Genomic DNA, 1,866 nt, shown 5'->3' on the forward strand with positions numbered 1-1,866 from the left:
GCCTATTGCCGCATCTCCAGTTACCTGCAGACCATGGCAAATCAGGGATACAATCCGCTGGTCGCCATTCAAATGGCCTTTTCGGGACAGCTCTATGCTGATAGGGGTGAGTAGTTACGCGTCTGGAATATTACGAGGGCTTCTCCCGGTTCTTCCGGGGAGACGGCCATGAGTTTCAACCCATGCGCCTGTCAGCCAGCGATCTGTTGAATACGAAAACCTGAGGAGTTCGTCATGTACTGGATGGTCACCATACTGAGCCTGAGCCTGCTGGCCCTCATCGGCACCGGCATCTATCTGGAAATCAGACCCCTGAATCCGAACCGCAATACACAGAACCGCTGGAAGGCCGTCGTGGGCGCCAACCTGCTGCTCTTTGTCGGCGCGCAAGTCGGGCTGCTGGTGCTGGGCATGCACGATGCCATGGCGGAAGCTGCCGCCGTCAACGCCGGCGGCGCCAGGGAGATCAGCGTGGGCCTGGGCCTGTCACTCATCGGCATCGGCATTCCCACCGCCCTGGCCACCATCGGCGCAGGCATCGCCGTGGGGCCGGTGGGCGCCGCCTCCCTGGCGGTGATCTCGGAAAAACCCGAGCTGTTCGGCCGCACCCTGATCTACCTGGGCCTGGCCGAAGGGATTGCCATTTACGGTCTGGTGGTGACCATCAAGATCGGCTGATACAGATGCCTGCGGACAGCGCCAGACAGGGTACACGACTGATCATGATGGGCGACGCCGCCTTGTGCGCCGGCTTCTCTATGATCGGCTTCGAAACCTAGCCCGATGCCACCGTTGAGCAGCTCGAGCAACTGCTGAACGAACTCATGGAACAGAAGGAAACAGCACTGGTGTTTCTCGAACCCGCACTGGCGCGCTGCGACTGCGATTCACTCAGGCAACTGCAGCACCGTGGCGGCGGTATCGTGGTAACCGAAATTCCGCCCCTCAATGCACCCAGGGACTATCAGCCCCAGGTGGAAGAGCTGGTCATCAGCGTGCTGGGCAGAAATGCACTGGACACAGCGCGCACAGACACGGAAAGGGCAGACTGAAATCATGGCACAGGAACAGCTGGTCAGTGACCTGGAAAAAGCCCTGCTGGAAAGAGCCGAAAAGCTGGCAGAGGAATATCACGACCGTGCACAGCGTGCCCGCCAGCATATTCTCGAAGACGCCCACGAGCGCCTGCATATCCGCGAACAGAACGAAGTGCTTGCTGCCGAACGTCTGTTCCGTCGCCAGATCCAGGCCAGCGAACTGCGGCTGAAGAGCAAACTCGACAAGCTGCGCTGGCAGCTCATCCAGTCTGTCGTGCACGAATTGCCAACGCTGCCAGCCATGGAGAGCGAAGCGAAGGCTGGTAGACCCCAGTAGCCGCGAGGCCGCACTGCTTACCCGTCGTGCGCATAGCGCCAGAGGGGAAGCAAAGTAGGCATCCAAACGCGGCGTCCAGTCATTGGGAGACAAGTACGGAGCAGCAACGAGCTTGCGAAGTTGTTGCGTAGTGCTTGGTGACCAGGACGGCTGGGGCACGAATAGGTTGTCAAAGGCCGAGTCGATTTTGGGGACTGGGATGTCCCAAAATCTATCACGAGGCCGAAGACACGCTTGAGTATTTCAGGATGACTATCCAGCCAGTTGGAAATGGCTTGTAATTCTCGCCCGATCTCGTGATCTGCAAAAAAATGGAATATACTGCTCTGGACGGTGCGTTTTTCTCGCATTGTTACCTCCGGTGCTGGAATGGTTTTCTTATGTATCAATGCTTTAGATCATAATTGTACCATCCTGCACCGGATTTCTCATCGTCTTTTTTCGGTTTTTCAATTGAATTTCAATGACTTGGCATTTATAGACGGGAACAAA

Annotated in this window: 3 protein-coding genes; 2 read left to right on the forward strand and 1 reads right to left on the reverse strand. The window is 57.0% G+C overall.

Annotation, left to right across the window (positions count from 1 at the left end; genetic code table 11):
* Nucleotides 1-234: 234 nt before the first annotated feature.
* Nucleotides 235-678 carry an ATP synthase subunit C gene (locus ACOCD2_RS18280; RefSeq protein WP_293650174.1) on the forward strand — a complete coding sequence of 148 codons (444 nt, stop codon included), beginning with the start codon at nucleotides 235-237 and terminating at the stop codon, nucleotides 676-678.
* A gap of 146 nt (nucleotides 679-824) precedes the next feature.
* On the forward strand, nucleotides 825-1,052 hold the full coding sequence (locus ACOCD2_RS18285) for a hypothetical protein (protein WP_293650173.1): 228 nt from the start codon (nucleotides 825-827) through the stop codon (nucleotides 1,050-1,052).
* Here ACOCD2_RS18285 and ACOCD2_RS18290 read toward each other — a convergent pair.
* Entirely contained in the window at nucleotides 991-1,533 is a 543-nt protein-coding gene (locus ACOCD2_RS18290; RefSeq protein ID WP_293688822.1) for a hypothetical protein, read from the reverse strand. The genes ACOCD2_RS18285 and ACOCD2_RS18290 overlap by 62 nt on opposite strands.
* Between the last annotated feature and the right edge of the window lie 333 nt (nucleotides 1,534-1,866).

It is taken from the genome of Thiolapillus sp. (assembly GCF_048562965.1).
Classification (GTDB): Bacteria; Pseudomonadota; Gammaproteobacteria; order Chromatiales; family Chromatiaceae; genus Thiolapillus; species Thiolapillus brandeum_A.

What these genes read in the sequence shown, in the direction of transcription:
- ACOCD2_RS18280 (WP_293650174.1), top strand. Translation starts at nt 235, where the DNA reads ATGTACTGGATGGTCACCATACTGAGCCTGAGCCTGCTGGCCCTCATC.
- ACOCD2_RS18285 (WP_293650173.1), top strand. Translation starts at nt 825, where the DNA reads ATGGAACAGAAGGAAACAGCACTGGTGTTTCTCGAACCCGCACTGGCG.